General features: G+C 56.2%; 14 protein-coding genes and 1 tRNA gene. 4 read left to right on the top strand and 11 right to left on the bottom strand.

Annotated elements, in window-relative coordinates; translation table 11 throughout:
* Nucleotides 1–28 precede the first annotated feature (28 nt).
* Together gltB and N6L24_RS05865 are read right to left on the bottom strand one after the other, a co-directional pair.
* Complete coding sequence (gene gltB, locus N6L24_RS05870; RefSeq protein ID WP_271843729.1) at nucleotides 29–4567, bottom strand: glutamate synthase large subunit; 4539 nt, start codon at nucleotides 4565–4567, stop codon at nucleotides 29–31.
* A 108-nt stretch (nucleotides 4568–4675) separates the two neighbouring features.
* Nucleotides 4676–6109 carry an NAD(P)-dependent oxidoreductase gene (locus tag N6L24_RS05865; RefSeq protein ID WP_271843728.1) on the bottom strand — a complete coding sequence of 478 codons (1434 nt, stop codon included), beginning with the start codon at nucleotides 6107–6109 and terminating at the stop codon, nucleotides 4676–4678.
* 217 nt (nucleotides 6110–6326) lie between these two features.
* Between N6L24_RS05865 and N6L24_RS05860 the strand changes: the two genes are divergently transcribed.
* Nucleotides 6327–7130, top strand: coding sequence for an undecaprenyl-diphosphate phosphatase (locus N6L24_RS05860; protein ID WP_271843727.1), 804 nt, complete (start codon nucleotides 6327–6329; stop codon nucleotides 7128–7130).
* Between the two features lie 52 nt (nucleotides 7131–7182).
* Here the strand turns inward: N6L24_RS05860 and N6L24_RS05855 are convergent, their stop codons facing one another.
* A complete protein-coding gene (locus N6L24_RS05855; RefSeq protein ID WP_271843726.1) occupies nucleotides 7183–8163 on the bottom strand; it encodes a complex I NDUFA9 subunit family protein in 981 nt (326 codons plus the stop codon).
* Nucleotides 8164–8440: 277 nt separating this feature from the next.
* Between N6L24_RS05855 and N6L24_RS05850 the strand changes: the two genes are divergently transcribed.
* A tRNA-Leu gene (locus tag N6L24_RS05850) sits at nucleotides 8441–8527 on the top strand.
* A gap of 236 nt (nucleotides 8528–8763) precedes the next feature.
* Here the strand turns inward: N6L24_RS05850 and N6L24_RS05845 are convergent.
* Nucleotides 8764–9129 carry a hypothetical protein gene (locus tag N6L24_RS05845; RefSeq protein ID WP_271843725.1) on the bottom strand — a complete coding sequence of 122 codons (366 nt, stop codon included), beginning with the start codon at nucleotides 9127–9129 and terminating at the stop codon, nucleotides 8764–8766.
* Nucleotides 9126–10577: a UbiA family prenyltransferase gene (locus tag N6L24_RS05840; RefSeq protein ID WP_271843724.1), complete on the bottom strand. Its 1452-nt coding sequence runs from the start codon at nucleotides 10575–10577 to the stop codon at nucleotides 9126–9128. The genes N6L24_RS05845 and N6L24_RS05840 overlap by 4 nt, the downstream gene beginning before the upstream one ends.
* A 122-nt stretch (nucleotides 10578–10699) precedes the next feature.
* Here N6L24_RS05840 and N6L24_RS05835 point away from each other — a divergent pair, with 122 nt between their 5' ends.
* Nucleotides 10700–12400 carry a phospholipid carrier-dependent glycosyltransferase gene (locus N6L24_RS05835; protein WP_271843723.1) on the top strand — a complete coding sequence of 567 codons (1701 nt, stop codon included), beginning with the start codon at nucleotides 10700–10702 and terminating at the stop codon, nucleotides 12398–12400.
* A 239-nt stretch (nucleotides 12401–12639) separates the two neighbouring features.
* Entirely contained in the window at nucleotides 12640–13581 is a 942-nt protein-coding gene (locus N6L24_RS05830) for an asparaginase (protein WP_271843722.1), read from the top strand.
* Between the two features lie 23 nt (nucleotides 13582–13604).
* Here N6L24_RS05830 and N6L24_RS05825 read toward each other — a convergent pair whose 3' ends face one another.
* From N6L24_RS05825 to N6L24_RS05800, 6 genes are read right to left on the bottom strand one after another with little or no spacing between them, the layout of a single operon-like run.
* A complete protein-coding gene (locus N6L24_RS05825) occupies nucleotides 13605–13937 on the bottom strand; it encodes an L-rhamnose mutarotase (RefSeq protein ID WP_271843721.1) in 333 nt (110 codons plus the stop codon).
* On the bottom strand, nucleotides 13897–14790 hold the full coding sequence (locus tag N6L24_RS05820) for an amidohydrolase family protein (protein ID WP_271843720.1): 894 nt from the start codon (nucleotides 14788–14790) through the stop codon (nucleotides 13897–13899). The genes N6L24_RS05825 and N6L24_RS05820 overlap by 41 nt, the downstream gene beginning before the upstream one ends.
* Complete coding sequence (locus tag N6L24_RS05815; RefSeq protein WP_271843719.1) at nucleotides 14787–15752, bottom strand: aldo/keto reductase; 966 nt, start codon at nucleotides 15750–15752, stop codon at nucleotides 14787–14789. The genes N6L24_RS05820 and N6L24_RS05815 overlap by 4 nt, the downstream gene beginning before the upstream one ends.
* A gap of 9 nt (nucleotides 15753–15761) precedes the next feature.
* Complete coding sequence (locus tag N6L24_RS05810) at nucleotides 15762–16958, bottom strand: UxaA family hydrolase (RefSeq protein ID WP_271843718.1); 1197 nt, start codon at nucleotides 16956–16958, stop codon at nucleotides 15762–15764.
* Between the two features lie 3 nt (nucleotides 16959–16961).
* A complete protein-coding gene (locus tag N6L24_RS05805; RefSeq protein WP_271843717.1) occupies nucleotides 16962–17249 on the bottom strand; it encodes a UxaA family hydrolase in 288 nt (95 codons plus the stop codon).
* Between the two features lie 12 nt (nucleotides 17250–17261).
* Nucleotides 17262–18161, bottom strand: a complete 900-nt coding sequence (locus tag N6L24_RS05800) for a GntR family transcriptional regulator (RefSeq protein WP_271843716.1) — start codon at nucleotides 18159–18161, stop codon at nucleotides 17262–17264.
* Between the last annotated feature and the right edge of the window lie 19 nt (nucleotides 18162–18180).

Here is an 18180-nt window from a genome sequence, read left to right as displayed (position 1 = left end):
GGCGCGGGGTTTTTCAGGGTTGTTTGCCTTATTCGGCGGGTATCGCCTCTGGCTCCGCGCTCAGCGGGTGCGGAAGATGTGGCAACATTTCTTTCGGGCAAACCTGCACGAAATTGGCCTTTTCCAAATCCCAATGCTGCAAGATATCCGCAGCTTTGCGCGATCCGGTCTCAGCAAGGTGGCGTTCCACCAGCCCTTTCAGCTGTGCCTCCCAGTGATCGACCGTGACGGGGACCGTGACCAGGGTTTCCATATTCATCACCGGCGCGCTTGTGCCATCCGGGTCATAAAGATAGGCCATACCGCCGGTCATACCGGCCCCAAAGTTGGCCCCGATCCGGCCAAGGATCACGGCGACGCCGCCGGTCATATATTCACAACCGCAGGCCCCGCAGCCCTCGATCACCACCTTGGCGCCAGAGTTACGCACGGCAAAGCGTTCACCTGCGCGGCCAGCGGCAAAGAGATGCCCATCTGTGGCCCCGTAAAGCACGGTGTTGCCGATGATGGTGTTTTCAGCAGCCACCAGCGGAGAGTTCATCGCAGGACGCACCACAACCGTGCCCCCGGACAGACCTTTGCCAACATAATCGTTGGCGTCGCCCGTAACTTCGATCTTGAGGCCCGGCGCAGCAAAAGCACCAAGGGACTGGCCTGCGGAGCCGCTGAGTTTCACGGTCAGGTGATCCTCTTGCAGCATGTTGCGCATGCCAAAGTTCTGCACAATGTGGCTTGAGGTGCGGGTTCCCACGGTGCGATGCGTGTTCTGCACCGCGTAGGACAACTGCATTTTCTCACCATCCTTGAGGAACCGCGCCGCATCGCGCACGATTTCTGCATCCAGCGTATCTGGCACCGCATTGCGCGGCTTTTCGCGATCATAGGCGATTTCCGCCGCACCGTTCACCGTGATGAGCAGTGGGTTCAGGTCCAGATCATCAAGGTGCGCAGACCCCCGCGACACCTGCGCCAGCAGATCCGCACGACCAATCACCTCTTCGATGGAACGTGCGCCAATCGACGCGAGGATTTCGCGCACTTCCTGCGCATAGAAGGTGATCAGGTTCACAACCTTGTCGGCATTGCCCGTGAACTTATCGCGCAGCGCCTGATCCTGGGTACAGACACCCACAGGGCAGGTGTTGCTTTGGCACTGACGCACCATGATACAGCCCATGGCGATCAGCGCGGCGGTGCCGATGCCGTATTCTTCCGCGCCCAGCATCGCTGCCATCACAATGTCACGCCCGGTGCGCAGGCCACCGTCGGTCCGCAGGGTCACACGTTCGCGCAGGTTGTTCATCGCCAGAACCTGATGCGCCTCGGTGAGGCCCATTTCCCATGGCAGACCTGCATATTTGATCGAGGTGGCCGGGGAGGCGCCAGTGCCGCCATTGTGGCCCGAAATCAGGATCACATCTGCTTTCGCCTTGGCCACGCCCGCCGCAATGGTGCCAACACCCGAGGAGGCCACCAGTTTCACGGTGACTTTGCAGCGCGGGTTGATCTGCTTGAGGTCATAGATCAGCTGCGCCAGATCCTCGATCGAATAGATATCGTGGTGTGGCGGTGGCGAAATCAAGGTCACGCCTTTGGTAGAGTGACGCAGGCGCGCGATCAGATCGGTCACTTTCATGCCCGGCAGCTGGCCGCCCTCACCCGGTTTTGCACCTTGCGCAACCTTGATTTCCAGCTCTTCACACTGGTTGAGGTATTCGGCCGTCACGCCAAAACGGCCGGAAGCCACCTGTTTGATTTTCGCAGACGGGTTGTCGCCATTTGGCTCTGGCACGAAATGCGCCGGATCTTCGCCGCCCTCACCTGAGTCTGATTTCGCCCCGATGCGGTTCATCGCGACGTTCAGCGTTTTGTGGGCCTCCGGGCTCAGCGCGCCAAGGCTCATGCCAGGCGTGACAAAGCGTTTGCGGATGGACGTGATGGATTCCACCTCTTCAATCGGGATCGATTTGCCCAGCGGTTTGATATCCAGAAGGTCGCGCAGATGGATTGGCGGGTTGGACCGCATCTTGGCCGAATACTGTTTCCACAACTCGTAAGAGGCGCGGTTACAGGCGGCCTGCATCATATGCATGGTCTGCGCTTCCCAGGCGTGGGTCTCGCCGGATTTGCGCGCCTTATAAAACCCACCAATCGGCAGCACTTTGCTTTCAGCTTGGAAACCGCGGGCATGCACGCTTTCGGATTTCTTCTGAATACCCGACACACCAATGCCGGAAATCCGCGAGGTCATGCCGGGGAAATATTCGGCGCACATTGCGCGTGACAGGCCGACAGCTTCGAAGTTCAGACCCCCGCGATAGGAGGAGATCACCGAGATCCCCATCTTGGCCATGATCTTGAGCAAGCCGGCATCAATCGCTTCGCGATAGCGCGCAATTGCGGTTGTCAGGTCAATATCCAGCAGGCCACGCTGAATGCGATCTGCCAGGGAGTCTTCGGCCAGATAGGCGTTGACGACGGTCGCGCCAGCCCCGATCAGCACCGCAAAGTAATGCGGGTCGATGCATTCTGCGGATTGTACGTTCAGCGAACAGAAGGTGCGCAGGCCTTTGCGCGTCAGATGGCTGTGGACCGCAGAGGTCGCCAGGATCATTGGCATCGCCACGCGCTCCGCGTTCTGGCCCTTGTCACTCAGAATGATGTGACCGGCCCCGGACCGGACAGCATCTTCGGTCTCAGCCCGAATCCGCTCCAGTGCGTCGCGCAGTGCGCCGTCTTTGCCGCCAACGGGGAAGGTACAGTCGATATGCACAACCGTATCGTCAAAGGCATCCAGCAACGCATCAAACTGCGCATTGCCCACAAAGGGGCTGTCCAGCATGATGATTTCGGTTTGCGAGCCGTCTTCGTCCAGCACGTTCTTGAGGTTGCCAAACCGCGTCTTCAAAGACATCACGCGGAATTCGCGCAGACTGTCGATCGGCGGGTTTGTCACCTGGCTAAAGTTCTGGCGGAAGAAATGGCTCAGCGGACGATATTTGTTGGACAGAACCGCACTTGGCGTGTCATCGCCCATCGAAGCCAAGGCTTCTTTTGCGTCCTCGGCCATCGGCGCGAGGATCTGCTCCAGCTCTTCGATGGAATAGCCTGCCGCGATCTGACGCTGGCGCAATTCATCGCCTGTAAAAATCGGCTTTTCTGTGACCTTGCTCAGCTCTGTATCCAGGTTGCGGATCTTGCCAACCCATTCGCCATAGGGGCGGGCGTTGGCAAGTTTATCTTTAATTTCAGTATCATGGTAGAGTTTGCCTTCGGCCATATCGACGGCAATCATCTGACCGGGGCCAAGCGCGCCTTTTTCCACCACTTGGGATTCTTCAATCGGCACCATGCCCGCTTCGGAGCCTGAGATCAGCAGGCCATCGCCGGTGACGACGTAACGCATGGGACGCAGGCCATTGCGGTCAAGACCGGCGCAGACCCAGCGGCCATCGGTCATCGCCAATGCGGCCGGACCGTCCCAAGGTTCCATCACGGAATTGCAGTAGGAATACATGTCGATCCAGCTTTGCGGCAATTCCACCGCCTGTTTGGACCAGCTTTCAGGCACCAGCATGGTTTTTGCCATGGGTGCAGAACGCCCGGCGCGCACGAAAACTTCGAACACACCATCCAGCGCCGCAGAATCCGAGGCACCGCTTGGAACAATAGGTTTGATGTCATCCGCGAGATCGCCGAAATAATCCGACGCCATGCGGATTTCATGGGACTTCATCCAGTTGACGTTGCCCTTGAGCGTGTTGATTTCACCGTTATGCGCCAACATGCGGAACGGCTGCGCCAGCCACCATTGCGGGAAGGTATTGGTCGAATACCGCTGGTGATAGATCGCAAAGGAGCTTTCAAAGCGTTCGTCCTGCAGGTCCGGGTAAAATACAGCAACCTGCTCGGCCAGCATCATGCCTTTGTAGATGATCGAGCGGCAAGAGAGTGAAGCGATATAAAGCTCACCAACACCGGCAGCGGCGGCTTTCTTTTCGATCCGGCGGCGGATCACGTAAAGCTCGCGCTCAAAGGTTTCTTCGTCGACGCCTTTGGAATTTGAGATCAGGATCTGCTCAATCTCGGGGCGGGTTGCATTGGCTTTTTCGCCCAGGCAGGTCACATCGACCGGCACGTGACGCCAGCCATAAATGCGGTAGCCCATCCGCAGCACTTCGGATTCAACGATGGTACGGCAGGTTTCCTGTTTGCCGAAATCCGTGCGCGGCAAAAACACCTGACCCACTGCGATCAGTTCATCTTTCTTGGGCTCATGCCCGGTGCGGCGGATCTGATCGTAGAAAAATGGTACAGGGATCTGAACGTGAATACCTGCGCCATCGCCGGTCTTGCCATCTGCGTCGACAGCACCGCGGTGCCAGATTGCTTTCAGGGCGTTGATACCCGCTTCGACAACCTTGCGGCTTTTTTTGCCATCCACCGCAACAACGAGGCCAACGCCACAGGACGAATGCTCTTCGCTTTCGTCATAAAGACCATTTTCGGCCAGATATTTGCGCTTTGCTTCCTCTGAGCGGACCCAGTTTTCATCAAATTTTGTCATGTCTTAACCCTTCCCTCACTCGGCAGGTCATTCGGTGCACCAAAGCGGATGGTTCCAGCTTGGGCGATATTGGGGACGGCGGCGGCGCGGGGCCGCACGCCAAATGGCTTATTCGGCTGCGACGGTTTGCGCGGCGTTCAGCTTGGTCAGGATCGCCTCGGCGCAATCACGGCCATCGCGGATTGCCCAAACCACAAGCGATGCACCGCGCACGATGTCGCCCACGGCATAGACACCTTCCAGCGCGGTTGCCCCGGTGGTAAATTCGGCCTTTACGGTGCCCCAGCGCGTCACCTCCAGCTCTGGTTGATCCCAAAGGGTTGGCAGGTCTTCTGGTTCAAAGCCCAAGGCCTTGATTACCAGATCAGCCTCTTCAACGTAATCTGCGCCTTCGATGACCTCGGGGCTTTGGCGCCCGGAGGCATCTGGCTGGCCCAACCGCATACGCTGCACCATGACGCCAGTGACAGGATCGCCCGCGAACCCTTTGGGCGCAGCGAGCCATTCAAAGACCACGCCTTCTTCTTCGGCGTTCTGGGTTTCGCGCTGCGAGCCGGGCATATTGGCGCGGTCGCGACGATAGAGACATTTGACGCTGTCGGCACCCTGACGGATGGCGGTGCGCACGCAATCCATCGCCGTGTCGCCGCCGCCGATCACCACAACTTTCTTGCCTTTGGCATTCAGCGCGCCGCTGTCGATTTCTGGCACGGCGTCGCCAAAGCTAAGGCGGTTGGAGGCAGTCAGATAATCCAGCGCCTTCACAATACCTTCGGCCCCCGCGCCCGGCCCTTTCAGGTCGCGCGATTTATAGACGCCGGTCGCGATGATCACCGCATCATGGGCCTTGCGGATGTCGTCAAAGGAAATGTCCTTGCCGACCTCAGTGTTCAGTTTGAAGGTCACGCCACCAGCAACCAGCTGGTCATGGCGGCGCATCACGATGTCTTTTTCCAGCTTAAAGCCCGGAATACCGTAGGTCAGCAGGCCGCCGGAGCGATCGTAGCGATCATAGACCGTCACTTGAACGCCCGCGCGGCGCAACATGTCTGCAGCCGCCAGACCACCGGGGCCGGCCCCGATGATACCCACGCTTTCGCTGCGCTCAACTGTTGGCGCGGCCGGTTTGACCCAGCCGTTTTCCCAAGCGGTGTCGGTGATGTATTTTTCGACAGAGCCGATGGTCACGGTGCCGTGGCCGGATTGTTCGATCACGCAGTTGCCTTCGCAGAGACGGTCCTGCGGGCAGATCCGCCCGCAGATCTCGGGAAAGGTATTGGTGGCTTGCGAAACTTCATAGGCTTCTTGCAAACGCCCGGTCGCGGTAAGGCGCAGCCAATCGGGAATGTTGTTGTGCAAGGGGCAATGGGACTGGCAATACGGCACGCCGCACTGCGAACAGCGGCTTGCCTGTTCTTCGGCCTTGGCCGTCGCGTAGGCGGCGTAAATTTCATTATAGTCTTTGTTACGCTCGTCAGCTGCGCGTTTCTCGGGCATATCCCGATCAACAGACACAAATTTCAGCATTGGCTGCTTGGCCATGGGGCGACCTCCCGCAAATTCAATTCGTCGGGCCTGTGTAAACAAAGCCATCCGGACATAAAAGTCAGCAGAGTTTACCTAAATTCACTTTTTTGAGACTTCCGGGTCGCTATTGTCAAAAAATTTCAAAAAAGTAATTCCGATCCGGCCCTAAATGGGTTCTGGAAATCATTTCCCGCTGGTTTATACCCAAAGTCAGAGCAGTTGGACATTTTTCATGACCCTTTATCACCTGATTCTTCTCGCCTTGATCCAAGGTATTACCGAGTTTTTGCCAATTTCATCCTCTGGGCATCTCATCTTGTTGCCCGCCGCCATCGGCACAGAGGATCAGGGGCAGTTTCTCGATGTGGCCGTACACATCGGCACGCTTGGCGCGGTTGTCCTGTTCTTTTGGCGCGATGTGCGTCTGGGCCTGATCGGGCTGCCAAAACTCGCGCGTGGCGACACCCAGGACCCGGGCGCACGTCTGGCGCTCCTCTTGATGATCGCAACAATCCCGGTTGTCCTGTTTGGCGTGTTCCTTGCCGCCAGCGGATTGAATGATCAGCTGCGGTCGATCAAGACCATTGGCTGGACCATGCTGGGCTTTGGCCTGCTGCTTTGGTGGATGGACCGACGCGGAGGTCTGCAGAAAGACATGGCAGACTGGACCCTGAAAGACGCCATCCTTCTTGGCCTCTGGCAGGCGATTGCGCTGATCCCCGGCACCTCGCGCTCGGGCATTACCATCACCGGCGCGCGCGCCCTTGGCTATGACCGCGAATCCGCAGCGCGCATTGCCATGCTGATGAGCATCCCGGCCATTTTGGCCAGCGGTGGCTATCTGCTGCTGGACACCGGATTTGATTTGACCGCGCGACAGGCCTTGGACGCCGCGATTGCGGTGGCCCTGTCGTTTGGGGCGGCGTTGCTGGCGTTGAAATTCATGATGATGCTCCTGCGCACCGTCAGCTTTACGCCCTATGTGATTTATCGCGTTATCCTCGGCGCGGCCCTGCTGTTCATCGCCTATAGCTGACACAAAAAACGGGCCCGCAGGCCCGTTTTGTTTTGGTGATCAGCAGCGTGCCTTAGACCTGCAGGTTCTTGGCAGATTGCTTGATCGCATCAAACTGACCGTTGGGGCGGAAGCGCCAGAGGTAATCTGGCATCACCAATTCCGCAGGCGTTGGCGTCACGCCCAAATCTGTCAGGCCGGGCTGCGCCCCAGACACGATATTGTCGCTGCGCAGCAGCTTGACCTGATCACGTGTGAGAACCGAGTTATTGAAGAGCCCAAGCGTGATTTTCTGCAGCAGGTCAAAGCCAAAGCCCAGCAGACCACCGACAAAGAACGGCAGATTGAGAACCAGCTTGCGGCGGTTGATCACCGCCAGCATGTCTTTGATCAGCGCGCTCAGGGTTTTCACCTCTGGCCCGCCCAACTCGTAAATCCCGCTTGCATCCCCAAGCACGGCATTGACCGCTGCCTGGGCAACATCATCGACGTAAACAGGTTGGAATTTGCTATTGCCCCCCACCAGCGGCAACAGCGGGCTCAGGCGGGACATGCTGGCAAATTTGTTAAAGAATTGATCTTCTGGGCCAAAGATCACCGAGGGCCGCAAGATAACGGCGCTTGGCATATGCTCTTGCACCGCCGCCTCGCCCGCAGCCTTGGTCCGGGCATATTCGCTGTCAGAATCCGCATCCGCGCCCAGCGCTGAGAGGTGGACCAAACGTGTGATGCCGGCCTCGGCCGCACTGCGCGCGATGCGCGCTGCGCCTTCGGTCTGAACGGCTTCAAAGCTGTTCTTCCCGTCCTCGGCCAATATGCCAACACAATTGATGACAGCATCAGCGCCCGCCATCGCCCGCGCCACCGAAGCATCATCCCGGATGTTGCAGAGCACCGGTTCAACTTGACCAACAGCGCCGTAGGGCTTCACAAACATCGCCTCATTGGGGCGACGCACGGCGACGCGCACGCGCCAGCCTTCTTTGGCCATGCGACGCGCAATATAGCGCCCGACAAAACCAGAACCGCCATAGATCGTGACGAGTTTCGACATGGGAAGCCTCCGCAACCTGAATTCCCCCGAGAAATACCCGCCACACGATCTGGGAACAAGCCTCAAAAATGCGGCATATGCGCAATAAATCGTGGTTTCTTTGCGCAGATCCACGCTTTGGCACCCGAAGGCACCATGCTTTTGTTTGCGCCAAAAATCTGCTCAGTGCCTGCCTCAAAATGGGCTTTCATGGCGCTGACATAATTTTTTCAAAAACTTGAAAAATCGCGTTGACTCCCCCCCGGCACATCTCTAAATCCCCCCTCACGACATCTAAGCCCAGATGGCGGAATTGGTAGACGCGCTAGCTTCAGGTGCTAGTGTCCGTATGGACGTGGAGGTTCGAGTCCTCTTCTGGGCACCATTTTCCCTTGAAAACAAAGAGAAAACAGTCGGTTAGCCGGAATATCGCTTCACTCCGGATGAAGTTGCGATGAGGATAGCCGTGTCGATCAAGCCTTGGATACGACAAGCGAGCTATAGCTGTTCGACCTCGCAACAAAGTTCATGAATCCGTTGAACTTATTTTCGAGTAATTGCTGAAGACTCGCCACGAGTTCAGAAAATCCTTCTGAGTTCAGCTTTTGCGGTAACGCGGGGCTAGGCTCGCGCCATCACGACAAGTCCGATCGAAATAATGATCAATCCCAAAGCGCGCGTGCTGTTCCAGGGCTCGCCTAGACCGAAAATTCCAACTGCGAAAACCACTATGAAACTTATCGCGACAAAGGGGTAGGCGAGGGACAGGTCCAGCCTTTGCAGGGCAAAGAGCCAGAAAATAGTCCCAAGTCCATATGCTACGATCCCGCCCCAAATGAAGGGGGATGCAGCAAAGGCAAGCAATGTGTTGATCACCCCATCACTATCTGTGGGCTCCTGATCAGACACCCCGAGTTTGAATGCAACCTGGCCGACAGCAGATAAGCTGACTGAAACAAACACCAGTAAAAAGGCACTTAGGCTCATAGCAATAGCCCCTCTAAAGTCGAAAATCGCGACGTGAGCACTACGCAGATTGTTGCGACAAGTGTGATGCGGCTGACGGTGTCACGCAGCGCAAACACAACCGGGTCATCGTCAATTTCGTCTCGCAGTGCTTTTAGCCATGTTCTGAAAATCCAAAACATCGTCAGTGGCGCAATGAGCCAGAGTATTTGAACTGCGCCGTAGGTTTCAGCGACAAATCTACTATTTAGGTAGAGCGTAAGGGTCAGTACAGACAAAGCTCCGGTGGCAATCCCCATGGGCAAAATCGCCTCAAGGTCAGACACAAGATAACCTCGGGCCATGACTTTTCCTTCCGCTTTCACTTTGCGCATTTCGATGAAGCGTTTCATGAATGCCAAACTCGCGAAAAAGAACAATGAAAAATTCAGTAGCCAAGGTGAGAGTGCCGCGCCGATAGCAACACCACCAATAAAGACCCTCAAGGTGTAAAGGCAGGTCAGAACAATGACGTCGAAAATCGGCTTATGTTTCAGCCAGCCCGAATAGAGACTTGTTGAAAACAGATACAAAAGTAGCAAAAAAGTAAGCGCGAAACCAAAAGCCAGGCTGCTGATGATCAATGACGTCAAAAGCAAAACAAGGGCAAACCCCACGCCCGCAGCTGGGCGCAGCTCACCTGAGGCGAAAGGGCGATGCTTCTTGGTGTTATGGTTTCGGTCGGCCTCGATGTCTAGCAAGTCATTTACGATGTAAACCGCAGATGCGCAGAGGCAGAACATGAAAGTTGCCAACATCGCCCGGGCAACCAAATCCGGTTGACCGTACTGATGCGAGAAAAATAAGGGCAATAATATCAAAGCGTTCTTTGCCCATTGGTGTGGGCGCATGGCCCGAAAAAGGCCCTTGGCAAAAGGCACCGCGTCATGCACATTTAATGAAGGTGCATGGGTCTGCGAAAGTGAAGTCATCGCTGAGTTAGGAGCATTTACAAACCCGGAGATACGCGCCGCGTTCCAGATGGGAATATCCGCTTTTGAATCTCCCACGTACTCAAACGCCGGGCTGGCGCTTTGGATCGCTTCCAACTTCGCCTGACCTTTGAGGTTATTGCCTTCGTCCGAGGCGATGACGCCGTCAAAAACGCCGATATAATCAAAAATCTTTTTCGCGATCCGCGCATCCGTCGCAGTTGCGAGAAAAACTTTGCGGCCTCTGCTTTTTTCATTACGAATGTAATCAAGAACGTCGTCGCGATATGGGAGGTTCGCGGGGTCAAACTCCGCTCTTTCAGACACAAACGCTTTGACTCCAGAACGACCGAGTTTCGAGGACTGTAACAAACCGATCCAATGCATCGGCTTGGCAGCAACCTGGCAAAGAAGTTCTTGCGCAACATCCGTTTTCACCAATGTTCCGTCCAGATCCACATAAAGTGGAATATTGATTTTAGATTGGTCGCGTTGCATTAATCGCTCACATCAATTTCGTAATTTGGTCGCAGATTACTGGCATTTGATTGCTAAATATTGACCCAAATAAGGTTGAATTTTGATTGAACCGTATTGTGGTACGAAAGGTACACAGCTTTATGAAACAGTTTAAAGTTCGATATGCCGGTTGGGGACGTCTGATTGCGCTCTTTCTATTTGCATTTCTTATCCGACTTATTGGCGTCGATCATGGGGCTGTGATTGCTGATGAGCGTATCAATGAAGCGGCCAAAGTTCTGACGGGGCAGCTTGTCCCAGACCAACATTTTTATCCGCCATTGCTGAATTACATAACTGCGATTGTGTACGGGGCGATGTTTGCAATTGGAAAGGTATTTGGCGTGTGGGCCGACGCAACTGCGTTTCGGGAACAATACTTCCAAGATCCAACGGTGTTCTCTGTCGCGGGCCGTTGTTTGGTGGCCGCTTTGAGTGCGCTTTCAGCCCCGATTGCCTATGTATTTGCGCGCCAACTGCGCTACTCCGCGCGTGAAGCCCTAGTGATATCAACGCTTATAGTGTTGGCACCGATTACCGTCTATTTGTCGTTTATGTACAAGGGCGACCCGGCTTTAGCGACGTTTTCACTTTTGACCGTCTGCTTGATGGTTCGGAAAATTGCAGATGTGAATTCAGTGCGAACCGATGTCCTTTTGGCAGTGTCTATGGCGCTCGCACTGAGCTTCAAGCATTCGTTTGCCTTGCTTATGGGGCCACTCGCTCTTGCCTATCTATATTCAGTTTTTCCACTTCTCGGTTTGAAAGGTACATTCAAATCAGTTGGCCGCATTTTCCTCGTTGGGGCAATTGCCTGGCCTATATTGAACATTGGTATTGTGCTCGACTTTCAGAATTTTCTTAATTTTCAAAAAATCCAATCGGTTATGTCAATTAGCCAGGGCCCCACGCTGTTTCAGGCCCTCGTTCTGCTTGTTGAAAGGATGCTTCATCTTCAAAGTGGCCTTGGGATTATCTTGCCTATCCTTTTCGTTTTGCTCCCTTATGCGGCACCTAGAAATGAATATCGCCGCATGTTGCTATCAATCTGGGCGGCAACAATCGTCGGAATGGTTTTTGTTGCCTATCTGGTAAAACTGCGTCAGCCCGAACACCTTTGGGTGTCCTTTTTTGTCATCGTCGCAATGTTTGCAGCCGTCACTCTGGTGGAATTGGCACGCAAGTTCCAAAGTGCTGGCAGGGCCATCGGCGTGGCGACATATATAGTTGCACTTGTGGGTTGCTTTGGGATTTGGCAACAGACCTTAGCGGCTCCGATAACATCTGAGATTGCAAGTGTGATTGAAGCACGGTTTGCTGATCGCAAGATTGCGACCGGGATACCACTACCCACGGTGCCTCAGTCCAAAACCGCGCAAGAGTATGAATTCGCGCGACTTCAAAAGACAGCAGAGAAATATCAAGTTGAATTGCCGCCTCTATCGCAAGAGCGCATCGTGCCTGCGGACAGTCCAAACAAACAATTTATTTTACCACTTCCCAATCCGATGTCCGGATTGGAGGACACGACAGACGAAGATCTAATTGGCATTGTTCGCGCTTATGCTTGGCCGCCACAAATAAACGATTGGACCCTCGACCGATGGCTCGCCGATGGGGTGGATGTCTTTGTTGTCGCAAATCTGGCGCACGCCATGACTGAAAATTCGTCTCTGATGCTGCGCGCATTTTATCGCGACCTAAACGATCGTTGCGACGTTGCCGCGGAATTTGCACCTCGCAAGCCACTTTTTCTTGAGAGGGACACGGTGATTTTGGACTGCGCAAAATTGCGTGAGTGAGGCTGGGGCTGGTCGGGCAGCTATGAAACACATGTTTTGGCATCTTCGCTTAACAAGCGTTTCACGTTTCAGCAACGCATGCTATGCAGCACGTTGATAATAAAAAATTTTTACAATCTTCAGCCCTCTTCTGGGCACCATTTTCCTGAAATTTATTTCCGGTCCGCACCCTTGTGCGATCGCCGCGCTGCACAGTCACAACGCTGGAGCCGACGGGATTTCTGCCGTATGCACCGGGTATGAGCATTCTTTTGATTCACACCGGCGGCACCATTGGGATGGTGCAGACGCCTAGCGGGTTTTCACCGCAGACTGGTGTTGTTGAGCAGGCCATAAGCGACCTCAAACACAGTGGGGCCTGCCCGCGCGATGTCGATGTGCATTTGCTGACACCGCTGATTGACAGCGCCAATGCCACACCTGCGGAATGGGGCCGTATTGCTGCACTCATCGCGGATCATCACGCGCAGTATTCGGGCTTTGTCGTGACTCATGGCACCGATACGCTGGCGTATAGTGCCGCGGCATTGGGGTTCGCCCTTCAGGGTCTTGATAAGCCGGTGATCGTGACCGGCGCCATGCTGCCTCTGTCCGTGAAGGGGTCAGACGGGATGCGCAATCTTGCAGATGCCATTGCGGCGGCGCCGTCAGCCCCCGCGGGCATCTGGGTTCAGTTTGCGGGGCAGCGGCTGCATGGTGTGCGCACCCGCAAATCACACTCAACCGAATTTGATGCCTTCCGCGACACGCCCGGCACAGCCCCGCCTTGCCAACCGGGTGAGACGTTGCGCGTACATGGCTTTGGCAGCGCCAAAGTCGCCATTTTGGCCATGGCACCGGGTATGCCGACCGATCTGTTTCAACATGCGGCGCGCGATTGCGATGCGCTGTTGCTGCGGGTCTACGGATCGGGCACCGCACCGGAGAGCCAGGGGTTGGCAATGGCATTGCAGATCGCCAATCGCCGCGACATTCCCGTGCTGGCGGTAAGCCAATGCGCCGAGGGCGGCATGGCGCTCGGAACATATGCGGCCGGGGCAATCCTGCGCGCCCACGGCGTGATCGACGGGCGCGATATGACGGTTGAGGCCGCCTATGCAAAGCTGCATCATGTTTTGGCCCTTCCGGTCAGTGAAAGGGCGCGTCTTACGCGGCCGCTATGCGGAGAATATTCAGCCTGAGTTTTTTGGGGGGCAAGGCGGCATCACGCCATGTAGAAAACTTGCTGCATGTCTGCCCACCACTCATCACTGTTGCGGGTCGGCAGCGGGGCTTGCATCGGTCCGCAAAGCGCCCACCATTGCCGCGTCACTTCGTCTGCTGCGATGGCCGCCATGTCAGCCTCAAAATCCGCGCCATCATATTCCCAATATCCAAACATCAGATTTTCGGGCTCCCGCAGAAAAATCGAATAGTTTGAAATACCCGATTGCTTGAGGCGCTTTAGCACATCAGGCCAAACATCAGCGTGGAGCTTCTTATACGCACCAATTTTGTCAGGATGGATCCCGATCACCATTCCCATGCGTTGTGTCATTCTTCTTTCCTTCCGCGTCATCACCCAACCCATAAAAATGCATGGCGGTCTCGCCCATGATGGCCGACCTCTCATGCGGCGAGAAGCCAGCCAGATATCCTTCGACCAGCGCGCACCATTCACTGTAGGTCGCGGCCAGTGAAAGCACCGGCCAATCACTGCCAAACATCACTTTTGATGCGCCGAATGCGTTGAGCACATGGGCGGCAAACGGCGCGACATCGTCAGAGCGCCAGTTTGGCCCGACCTCGGTCAGCAGGCCTGACAGCTTGCAGTAAACATTGGGCTGGGCGGCCAATTGCGACATGCCCCTGCTCCAGTCCCGCGCCGGCATGGTGCCGCCGCCCATAGTGGGTTTGGCGATATGGTCGATGACGATCTTCAGATTGGGATGGCGCTGCGAGAGCTCTAGGATCACAGGCAAGTGGCGGGGCTGTACCAACGCATCAAAGCAGAGGTTCTGCGCGGCCATATGCGCCAGCGCAGGCTGCGCCGCGGCATTCAGAATCCAATCCGTTTCAGAAATATTTTGCAGCATGGGCCGTAGCCCCTTCAGATATGGGTTTGCGCGCAAATAGTCGATCATTTCGATGGCCCCATCGGCCTGCAAATCCACCCACCCGACCACACCGGCCACCCAGGGTGTCTGGGTTGCGATTTTCAGCAAAAACTCAGTCTCGGCCACCGTGTCTGTTGCTTGCACGAGCACGGTCTCGTCGATCCCCGCGACAGAGATCAGCGGCGCGAGATCTTTTGGGCCAAAGTCGCGAAAAATCGGCGCAACACTTGCATTGGGCCAAGGATAATCGCCGCGCGCGAGCGTCCAGAAATGCTGATGGGCGTCAATCCTCATGCGCCTGTCTCGATCAAGCCGGATGCCTGCAAGTCCTGCCAAAGTGCCGCTGGTAGTGGCATATCGACCTGATCAAGGTTCCGCAGCAAGGACGTCACCTTGCCGGTGCCGATCAGGGTCGAAGCCACCACCGGATGGCGGCCGGGAAATTGAATAGCCGCTGCCGCCAGGGGCACATTGTGCGTGGTGCAGATCGCTTCAATCTGCCGTGTACGCGCAAGAATCTCGGCGGAAGCCGGGGCGTAATTGAAATGCGCGCCCTCTTTGGGGCCGGTGGCCAGAATGCCCGAATTGAACACGCCGCCAATGACGAGCCGGATATCTTCGGCGATGAGCCGCGCAAAAAGACGGTGCTGCGCGGCTTGATCCAGCAAGGTGTATCGCCCCGCAAGCAAGATCAGATCCATCGGCATCTGGCCAATCATCTCTTCGCAGATTTCCACGGTGTTGACGCCTAGGCCAACCGCGCGCACCGTGCCGCCAGCGCGCAACTCGTCCAACGCCCGCACGCCACTTTGCAGCAGTTGCGCACGATGTTCAGGCGTGTCGGTCCCTGCCTGGGCGTCGCCAATGTCGTGGATAAAAAGAATGTCGATCCGGTTGAGACCAAGGCGCTGCAAACTGTCCTCAACAGAGCGCATAATACCGTCATAGGAATAGTCAAAATGCTGCTGGAACGGCCAGGCATTGTGAAAGCCGTTTATCACCGCGGGCGGGGACGGATCCGGGCGCAGCAGGCGTCCGACTTTGGTGGATAGCACCCAGTCATTTCGGCTGCGCAAAAATTCTCCGACCAAGCTTTCTGCCGCCCCATTTCCATAGTGGGGCGCTGTGTCGAAATAGCGAATGCCTCTTTCCCAAGCGGTTTCCAACACCTCCCAGGCCGCGGCGCGCGTGACCGGGCGATAAAGCCCTGCAAGCGCCGCGGTGCCCAGCGCAATTCGGTGGGTGTCATTCAGCATAAGGTGCCCTCAACCTGGGTGGCATCCGGGCTGCGCCGGACTTGCGGTTTTATAGGTCAAGACAAACTCCACATGGCCCAGAGCTTCGGACGCCGTTTGCGCCCCGTTGCCCAGCGCCAAAAGCTTGTCGCGAATTTCGGTACCGACCCCGGTCAACGTGTCTGCGCCCTGCATGATCCGGCCTGCATTCACATCCATATCGGCGGCCATGCGGGCGTAGGTTTCCGGGTTCGCGCAGACCTTCAGGACGGGCGATATCGCCGATCCGACGACCGATCCACGCCCGGTCACAAAAATCACCGCGTGGGCACCGCAGGAGATCAGCTCAATGATTTCAGCGTTGTCATTGATATTGGGATATCCGTATTTGGGCGGCCCATCGGGCACAACATCCAGTAGGTACAGCCCGCCGGTCTGCGGCACTTGGGCGGGCCGGAGAATGCCCTTGATCTGGCTCTGGCCCGATTTCGCATAGGCCCCCAAGGATTTTTCTTCGATGGTGGACAAACCGCCCGTGGCATTGCCGTTGGAAAACGACCCATATCCCATTTTGGCATAGTAGGTTGCAGCCTTGTTGACGGTCTTGATGATCTCAGGGCGCAGCGCAGCGCTGGCGGCGCGTTCGGCCATGATATGCTCACATCCGATCAGCTCGCCGGTTTCTTCGAAAATGCAGGTCGCGCCGTCGGCGATCAGCATATCGAATGCAACGCCCGCCGCCGGATTACCAGTGATGCCCGATGTGGCATCAGAACCGCCGCAAATGGTGCCGATCACCAGTTCTGAAACGGACATGGGCACTTTGGGCATGGCGGCCAAATCCGCAAGCTGATCGTGCACCCAGGCGCGACCCTGTTCTACGGCAGCGGCGGTGCCGCCCGTGTCCTGTATCGTCACCAGATTGACCGCCCGCCCGGAGGCGCGAATGGCATCGGCAAGCTGCTGTTTCTTAAAATTCTCACAGCCAAGCGACACCAATTGCACCGCACCGACATTGGGATGGGTGCACAGCGCTTCCATCATCTGTTGGCCATAGTCAGACGGAAAACAGCCGGAAAACCCGATAACCTGCACATCCGTTTCGGCAAATGGCCGCGCGATCTGTTTGCACACATGATGGGCGCATTCCACCAGATAGGCGACGAGCACCACATTGCGTATCCCCTTGCGGCCATCCTTGCGCGGCCAGGCCATCATATCGCTCATGCTCTACTCCGTGATCTCAACCGTGGTGTAGCGGCTGCTCAGATTGTGGACATGCACATGCCCGCCCAGCGCGATATCCTCGGCGGCAAAGCCAATGGGAAAGCCGTATTTGACAATGTCATCCCCGGCCCGAATGGCGCGCAGGGCCAGTTTGTGACCAAGGCCCAATGTGCTGGCAATTTCAATCGCGCGCCCTGCGACCTGAATGCATTCGCCGGCGTGCACCGTGGCGGTCAGAACAGCAACATTATCCTGACCGGATAAGACGAGAAGGCGGGGATCATGTTGCATGGCTTGTTTCCCTCACGCTGAGTCCCATGTCACCGAGGCCAGCAAAGTTTCGCGCGCTGCATTCAGATGCCCATGAAACTGCGCGCGTGCTGCGGCGTCATCGCCGTTTCTCAGGGCCTCAATCACCGATAGGTGTTGCTGGCAGGCAGCAAGATTGCGGTCTTGTTCGTCTTGTTTGTTCCAGCGGTAGTGGTAGTGGAAGATCACCGAAACCAGCTCGAAGAAATCATCGATAAACCGGTTGTTCATGTCTTGGATCAGAATGCGGTGAAATTTCTCATCAAGGCGCGGGAACCGCAGATATTCCGCCTCGATATTGCGCGCGATTTCTCTATGCGCGCCTTCGAGCTTTAGCAATGACTGATAGGCCGGACTGTCCTTGCCTTTGGTCAGCAGCCTATCAAAAGCGCGCTTTTCAAACATGTCGCGGACATCGAACAATTCCATCGCAAAGTCTTTGGTAAAGCCGCGCAAAACCCAGTGGCGGTTGGGTTCCTTGTCGATCAATCCAAAGCGCGAGAACTTGATCAAAAATTCCCGTAGTACCGATGTGCTGGCCCCGAACGCGCGCACCAACTCGCTTTCGTGCAAAATGGCGCCCGGCTTCAGATCCCCGCCCAGGATATATTCCATAAACTGCGTCTCTACGCGCGCGCTGGTGGACAGCGTCTCTTCCTTGGCGAAATAATCTGCGTCGCGCGGGGCACGCAGCACACGCTTGCTGCGGCCTGACCAGTCAATCACGCCGATGTCATGCAAATGCGCAAGCACCGCGCGCACGGTGGTGCGGCTGATGCCAAGCCGCTGGGTCAATTCCAGCTCTGAAGGCAAAGTGCCGCCCAAGCCGAGCGACGCCACATAGCCAAGGCTGCGGTTAAGTGCATCTTTGTAGATGGAGTTATCTCGCGACATGGGGGTCCTTCGTGAACAT

The organism is Cognatishimia sp. SS12 (genome assembly GCF_028369055.1).
GTDB lineage: Bacteria > Pseudomonadota > Alphaproteobacteria > Rhodobacterales > Rhodobacteraceae > Cognatishimia.
The sequence above is the reverse complement of the archived record's forward strand: the minus strand, read 5'-3'. Positions and strand labels throughout refer to the sequence as shown.

Excerpts from the sequence above, each read along its gene's own strand:
- N6L24_RS05865 (WP_271843728.1), bottom strand. The coding sequence starts at position 6,109 with ATGGCCAAGCAGCCAATGCTGAAATTTGTGTCTGTTGATCGGGATATG.
- N6L24_RS05810 (WP_271843718.1), bottom strand. The coding sequence starts at position 16,958 with ATGAGCGATATGATGGCCTGGCCGCGCAAGGATGGCCGCAAGGGGATA.
- N6L24_RS05815 (WP_271843719.1), bottom strand. The coding sequence starts at position 15,752 with ATGCTGAATGACACCCACCGAATTGCGCTGGGCACCGCGGCGCTTGCA.
- N6L24_RS05800 (WP_271843716.1), bottom strand. The coding sequence starts at position 18,161 with ATGTCGCGAGATAACTCCATCTACAAAGATGCACTTAACCGCAGCCTT.
- N6L24_RS05820 (WP_271843720.1), bottom strand. The coding sequence starts at position 14,790 with ATGAGGATTGACGCCCATCAGCATTTCTGGACGCTCGCGCGCGGCGAT.
- N6L24_RS05825 (WP_271843721.1), bottom strand. The coding sequence starts at position 13,937 with ATGACACAACGCATGGGAATGGTGATCGGGATCCATCCTGACAAAATT.
- N6L24_RS05835 (WP_271843723.1), top strand. The coding sequence starts at position 10,700 with ATGAAACAGTTTAAAGTTCGATATGCCGGTTGGGGACGTCTGATTGCG.
- N6L24_RS05855 (WP_271843726.1), bottom strand. The coding sequence starts at position 8,163 with ATGTCGAAACTCGTCACGATCTATGGCGGTTCTGGTTTTGTCGGGCGC.
- N6L24_RS05845 (WP_271843725.1), bottom strand. The coding sequence starts at position 9,129 with ATGAGCCTAAGTGCCTTTTTACTGGTGTTTGTTTCAGTCAGCTTATCT.
- N6L24_RS05840 (WP_271843724.1), bottom strand. The coding sequence starts at position 10,577 with ATGCAACGCGACCAATCTAAAATCAATATTCCACTTTATGTGGATCTG.
- gltB (WP_271843729.1), bottom strand. The coding sequence starts at position 4,567 with ATGACAAAATTTGATGAAAACTGGGTCCGCTCAGAGGAAGCAAAGCGC.
- N6L24_RS05860 (WP_271843727.1), top strand. The coding sequence starts at position 6,327 with ATGACCCTTTATCACCTGATTCTTCTCGCCTTGATCCAAGGTATTACC.
- N6L24_RS05830 (WP_271843722.1), top strand. The coding sequence starts at position 12,640 with ATGAGCATTCTTTTGATTCACACCGGCGGCACCATTGGGATGGTGCAG.
- N6L24_RS05805 (WP_271843717.1), bottom strand. The coding sequence starts at position 17,249 with ATGCAACATGATCCCCGCCTTCTCGTCTTATCCGGTCAGGATAATGTT.